Source organism: Paenirhodobacter enshiensis, from assembly GCF_000740785.1.
Taxonomy (GTDB): Bacteria; Pseudomonadota; Alphaproteobacteria; order Rhodobacterales; family Rhodobacteraceae; genus Rhodobacter; species Rhodobacter enshiensis.
Map to the genome: position 1 here is coordinate 1 of NZ_JFZB01000069.1, position 6170 is coordinate 6170.

5 protein-coding genes are annotated in these 6170 nt (G+C 60.5%); all 5 read right to left on the reverse strand.

Features of this window, described 5'->3' with window-relative positions; translation table 11 throughout:
• Positions 1–48 precede the first annotated feature (48 nt).
• Positions 49–1713, reverse strand: coding sequence for a hypothetical protein (locus tag CG50_RS15800; RefSeq protein ID WP_036640560.1), 1665 nt, complete (start codon positions 1711–1713; stop codon positions 49–51).
• Complete coding sequence (locus CG50_RS15805) at positions 1713–3056, reverse strand: NAD(P)/FAD-dependent oxidoreductase (protein ID WP_211248644.1); 1344 nt, start codon at positions 3054–3056, stop codon at positions 1713–1715. The genes CG50_RS15800 and CG50_RS15805 overlap by 1 nt, the downstream gene beginning before the upstream one ends.
• 2 nt (positions 3057–3058) lie before the next feature.
• Entirely contained in the window at positions 3059–4072 is a 1014-nt protein-coding gene (locus tag CG50_RS15810) for a lysylphosphatidylglycerol synthase transmembrane domain-containing protein (protein WP_051910099.1), read from the reverse strand.
• Complete coding sequence (locus CG50_RS15815; RefSeq protein ID WP_036640562.1) at positions 4069–5070, reverse strand: glycosyltransferase family 2 protein; 1002 nt, start codon at positions 5068–5070, stop codon at positions 4069–4071. Before CG50_RS15815 ends, CG50_RS15810 begins: the two co-directional genes overlap by 4 nt.
• 401 nt (positions 5071–5471) lie before the next feature.
• On the reverse strand, positions 5472–6170 hold a 699-nt coding region (locus CG50_RS15820; protein ID WP_036640568.1), incomplete at its 5' end, for a DUF3987 domain-containing protein.

Below are 6170 nucleotides of genomic sequence, written 5' to 3' on the forward strand. Positions count from 1 at the left end.
AACCTGAGCAGATTCCGCTGGGTCGATACATGCGCGTCTTTGAGGCAACTATCTCCGCAGCCCGCCAAGGTTATCAGAAAGAGCCTGTTGCCGTTTCATCAGGATCCAGAAATCGCTCCGAGCTACGACCGTAAAATTTTTGTGGAGAAAGTCGCCATATTTTTCTTCCAAGAAGTCTCTCGAAATCATCTCTCTCGGAACGAGGGGCCACATGACAAATTGAACCTCGGAGAAGAACTCTTCCGCGGGAGGCGCCGTTTCGTCGGAAATGTTCCGGTGCGGGTGCAGCCAGGCATATCCATGCGGATTTCGCGGCAAATCCAGCTGTGCCGAGAATGAATCGAGAAAATCGAACACCAATATCGGGGCATTGACCCCGTTTCGCCGCAACAGGTTCGTACCGTCCTCGACGATATATGCATATTCGCCCTGACGAAGCGGCGGCTGAACGATCCCGGGAAGCCGCATCGCCGTGGCTTGATCGAAGAGGGTGCCTGTCGGCGGGGTCTCGAAGATGTTGCCCTGGGTCTCGCCGATGCGCAGGCCGGGAAAGCCTGAAATGACGGGTCGGAAGGGGATGGCGGCCTCATGCTCGTAGATCGCCGTCGCCACGGTCTGCGCCAGCCCATAGCTGGAAACGAAAACGAACATCATAAGCGCGGGAATCGCCGTCAAGCCGGAGGAGATGCCGTTTTGTCGCAACAACCCATCGGCCAGAACGAAAAGCGTGATCATCGAGAAGATGTAGTAGAGGTGAAAGTTCTGGTCGATGATCAGGAGGCCCGAGCCCAACATGACGATAAAGGGAAGAGACAGCGCCCAACCGACATCGGGCAGTATAATGCGCACATAGATCGCCACCGTTGCGAACAGGGCGATGTCATTGATATTCGCGAGCCCCGATTTGAGCACATTCCGCGAGACGCCGGAGCTTGCCATGCTTTCCCGAAGATCAGCAATGTAGGGCAAGAGTATCCCGGTGCCCAACCCTGTTGCCAGAATTAGCGCGGCCGAAAGAGCGGCACTTACGATCGCGACTTTTCTGCGCTGCGCTCCGAGAAAGAGCATCATCGCAAGGTAAAGTATGCCGAATATGAAATAGGTGATCTTGAGATAGAACAGGAATACGACGAGGAGCGTCGCGACGATGGCTTCCACCCATGCCCATGCTCTGCCCCGGCCCCCGTCGATCGCCAGAAGCCCGAGAAGAGCTATCGCAGCCCATCCCCAGCGATTGTAGTGCATCGCCGGGCTGACGAAAAATCCCGGATCGCCCGGCGTGAGCGGCACCACGACCATCGCGCCCAGACTGAGCATGAAAATCGCCGACGCCGCCATGCCTGCGCGCTGGCGCAGCAACAAAACGGAGGCCAGGAGCATCGGAAAGAGCACGAGAACCGAGGAGGTCTCGATGGAGCCCGCGTATTGGCCCCGCCAACGTGCTACCGCGCCAGGGATCGCCCATGTCAGCACACCAAGCGAAGACCGGAAATCTTCACTCGGTATCTGCCCCCGGAGCATGCGGTGAATCGCATCGAAGACGATGATCGTGTCATGGGTGTAGATAGTCGCGAACGTGAAGGGCTTCATGAAGATGCCGCCTGCTGCCGCGAGAATCAGAACCGCCAGGATGCCGAGGAACGCCGTACTCGCAAAAGGGCTCTCCGATGAAGGCTCGTTTAACGTTTTCTGACGCAAGATCATTATCGTCATCACTCCCTTTCCATCAGCTTGCGGGCGATGCGCCGCCCCTCGCGGACCGCATAGTTAGTGCCGCGGTCTTCGGGGTAGATCTGCGCCATCGAGCATATATAGAGACCGGCTGCCGGCCCTTCGTCCTCGGGGATCTGCCGGGAATAATGCCTGCACACCACCGGCTGAGACCAGCGTGCTCGCCAGACATGATAGTCCCGCACCCAATCCATAGAGAACGCCGGAAACATGCGCTGAAGATGCTCCAAGGCGAATGCCATGACCTCGTCATCCGGCATGGAATAGAGGACATCGGTGTGCGGCAGATACTTCGACAGATAGACGACATGGTCGCCGCCATAGGTTTCGGGCCGCTCGAAATTCGTATGTTCGATCACGCCGACGAAGGGGAACGAGGTGTCGTTTACGTTCAGCCAGTAGGTGGAGGACAGGGATCGGTTCAGTTGCAGAACTAGGCAGACATTCGCCAGATAGGGGATCGCGCGAAGCCGTGCTAGATACTCCGCCGGAGCCCATTGCGCGATCATGTCGCCGATCACCGGAAGCGCAGTCGTCGCTACGACCCTATCGCTTTCGGCCTCCCCCCAAGGGCCGGAAATCTTCCAGCGACCATCGGGAAGCTGCGTCAGGGCCTCAACCCGGTGGTCGCACAAGACCCGCCCGCCATGGGCCGCGACATCGCCGGCCATCGCCTCGGCGAGCCGTGCGAAGCTGCCTTCCATATAGGCCAGGCGCTCCTCCCCCCCCTTGCCGCGGCTGCCGCCCCGCAGCTTCAGCTTGTTCCAGAACCACACTGCCGAGATCTCTTCGGCGTAAGGACCGAACTTTCCCTTCAGGAGCGGCTCCCAGACCACGCGATAGACCGTCTCGCCCCCGAGGCGGCGCAACCAATCCGCCGCAGTGATATCCTCGAGCGGTCGCCAGTCCCGCACGGCTCGGGCGCGCAACGTCAGCAGACCCAGCCGGATCCTGTCAACGAAGGGCAGTGCGGAAAAGCGCAGCAGATCCAGTGGCGTCGAGAGCTTGAAGATGGTGTTGGCGTAATAGAGCCCCGTGTTCGTCGGATTGGTGACGATCCGGTCCGACAGGCCCAGCTCTTCGATCAGCGACATGACCTCTAGATCGTTGGTGAACCAGTGATGATAGAACCGATCCAACCGTTCGCCCCGTGTCTCGAACGCCCCTGCCAGCCCGCCGACCGTGGGCTGCGCTTCATAGACCGTGACGACGTGGCCGGCCCGAGCAAGATCGCGTGCCGCGGACAGACCTGAAAAACCACCGCCGATGACGGCAACGGAAAGCGGCGCGGACGCCATGGAACTCACCGGACGCGTATCTTGCATCGCTAGATCTCTTTCTCGGAGTGGGCCGGCTCGTAGTGCGCCTGTCGAACCGTCAGCCAATAGAGGAAACAGGCCGCGCCAATGACTGATGCGGGAAGCCAGAGCGCCAGATGCACAAGCACGGCGAAGGCGACGGCGGCAGCCGGGTCGTTGCCCATGGTCGTCGCCGTTAATGTCACGAAGTAGTGGAAGGTTCCGACATATCCGGGGGTCGATGGCAGCAGTGTCGAGAGCGTACCGACCGGCATCGCGAGCCAGGCCGCGGTGGGGACGGTCATGTCCGGCAGGGCGCGGGCGACGGCGTAGAAAACGCCCGCCTCGAATGACCAGGCGAGGACGGACCACGCGAGCAACCTCAGCATCCGCGCCCCGCTCGACAGGCCGCGCAGCGTCCCGAAGAGGAGATCTCCTTGTCGCCGAAGCCGCGCGACGATCTCGGGAATACGCGGGTTCATGAGGGCCAGCACCGCATTCCATGGCCGTTCGATCATGCCCGGCGCCAACAGGAGCAGCAGCACGGCGAGCGCCAGCGCTCCCGCTCCCCAGCTGCCGACCTGCGGTAAGATCGCCGTCTCGGCGCCAGACATTCGCGCAGCCTCGATGGCCAGTGACAGGGCGCACAGCAGGATCAGCAGATCCATCAGCCGTTCGGCCAGAAGCGTTGCGAGGGCACTGGCGGGGGAGATACTCAGCCAGCGGGCGAATCCGAAAGCCCGCAGCACGTCTCCCGCGCGGAATGGCAGGACATTGTTGGCCGCGATCGATGTCATGAACGGGACGGCGCACCTAACCCAGCCTATGCCAGGATTGGCCGTCTCTAGCATCAGTTTCCAGCGCTGGACCCGGCACGCGTAATCGAGTCCGAAAGCGAGAAGCGCGAGGCCCAGCCATGCGGGATGGACGCGGGCCAACATCACGGCCAGATCCTCTAATGCGACCGAGCGCAACACCAGCCAGGCGAAGAGAACGGACACGCCCGTCCCGATCAGCAATTTGAGACCTTTGCCGGGCGTCATGAACGGATCCGATCGGGGTCTCGAACCTTGTCCCGCTCGACGGATTCTGGCCGACCGAAGCCAAGTCGCTCCCGCACGACGTAGAGCGGGCGCTTTTTGGTTTCCTCGTAAATGCGGCCGATGTATTCGCCGATCAAGCCGATCGAGATGAGCTGTGCCCCACCGAGAAAGAGCACGGCGATCATCAGCGCCGTCCACCCTTCGACCCAGTTTGAGGTGAAGATCCGCATCACAATCGCGTAAATCACACCCGCTAGCGCCAGAATGGCAGCGATGAACCCCAGATAGGTGGCGATGTCGAGGGGCTTCGACGAAAACGACAAGATGCCATCGGAGGCGAACTTTAGCATCTTGCGCAAGGGATACTTGGATACTCCAGCAGCGCGCTTCTTGCGGTCATATGGTACGGCAAGCTGTCGAAATCCCACCCATGCAACCATGCCACGGACGAAACGATGACGCTCTGGCATCGCCAGAAGCACCTCCACCACACGGCGGTCCATCACGCGAAAGTCACCGGTATCCAATGGGATTGGGACTTCGGAGAGCCGGTTGAGCAAACGGTAGAATGCTCGCGCGGTATGCCGTTTGAACTGGCTCTCACCTTCGCGACTGCGGCGCATGCCGTAGACGACATCATATCCCTCTGCCCATCGTTCGATCATCTCGATCAGAACTCCGGGGGGATCCTGAAGATCCGCGTCGATGAGTGCGACCGCCTCTCCCGAGGCAGCTTCTACCCCGGCGGTGACCGCAATTTGGTGGCCAAAATTCCGGCTGAACTCTATGGCGCGCACCCTGTTATCCAACTCAGCCGCGCGACGCAGCTTCGCCATTGTGCCATCCGAACTGCCATCGTCGACAAAGATGAATTCGAAGCCGGACACGGAGGCGGGTGGCTGCAAGGCCAGAAGCTGCCCAAGAGTCTGATCCAAGACCTCTTCTTCATTGTAGCAAGGAACAATAATGGAAACGAGTCTTGGACGACCCCCGGACATCGAACAACTCCTCTGTCTGGATATTTTTACTTTGGGCGATGATCTATTCTTAAAGGGACGTGAGGTCGGAAAGGCGTGGCGGACTAACCACGCGTGGAGGACTATGGAGGAGCGGCCCGCGAGTCAAGGTTACGCCGAAGTGAGGTCTGCCGCGTTTGCCAGCAACTGCTTTTAGGCTGGATGAAACTCACGCAGAGGGTCTGATCTGAGCCTCGTTTCCGCCTCCATTTTAAGGTGGAATTCGTCTCGAACGAGGAGATGGACATATGACGAGATGATGTCCCAGCTGATGGTGTGGCTGGCTGGCAGCGGGCCTCGCAATCATGTAAGGCTGCGGTCGCTATTCAGGTGAAGCGGAATAGCGAAAATAGCGGAAATAGCCGGGGGTAAGAACGGCGTTTTCAATCGTCATCGGACGCCCTCACAATCCGGTAGGCTTCCTTGCGCGGCCTGCCACGAATGACGGTTCCGGCGTCCATCTGGATCAGGTGCCCGGCCTTGACCAGCATCGCAAGCGGGCCGGATAGCGTCTTGCGCTCACGCATGGCGTTTGGCCCGTGCTTCAGAATATCGCTCGGCAAGACGTCATCATCTTCCCAGCTTTCCAGAAGCCACTTGCGCAGGGTTTCGGCCTTCGCGGTTTCCTCGGACACAAGCCCCGCCTCGGCCAGCTGCTTGGCTTCCGATAGATAGAATTGCGCCAGCTTCACCCCCCAGCCCATCGCCTCGGGCGTCACCTCGGGGGCCTCGACGTTGGCCCAGAGCGTCAGAACGCCGGCGATGCGCGCCGCCTGTTCCGCCGCCTTGCTGGCATAGGCCCGCGCCTGTTCCATCGGCCGCCCGGCGCCTTGGGCGGTTTCAACTGCCTGATAGAAGCGCCAGAGCAATTCCTTGGCGGCAAAAGACAGCGGCAGGCATACCGGCGCCAGTTCCTGCGGATTGTCCCCGGTCGGCAGAGGTGTTTCGAGAATGTCGCGCAGGCGGGCCGTGAAGGCGGCAACCGCTGCATCGCTTCCCGCATCATGCCCCCGACGCAGGCGGGTGCCGATCAGGCTGGGCGGCTCGGTAATTAGCAGGCCGCTGAAAAACCCTGCCGGGAG

What these genes read in the sequence shown, in the direction of transcription:
- CG50_RS15800 (WP_036640560.1), bottom strand. Translation starts at nt 1,713, where the DNA reads ATGACGATAATGATCTTGCGTCAGAAAACGTTAAACGAGCCTTCATCG.
- CG50_RS15805 (WP_211248644.1), bottom strand. Translation starts at nt 3,056, where the DNA reads ATGCAAGATACGCGTCCGGTGAGTTCCATGGCGTCCGCGCCGCTTTCC.
- CG50_RS15810 (WP_051910099.1), bottom strand. Translation starts at nt 4,072, where the DNA reads ATGACGCCCGGCAAAGGTCTCAAATTGCTGATCGGGACGGGCGTGTCC.
- CG50_RS15815 (WP_036640562.1), bottom strand. Translation starts at nt 5,070, where the DNA reads ATGTCCGGGGGTCGTCCAAGACTCGTTTCCATTATTGTTCCTTGCTAC.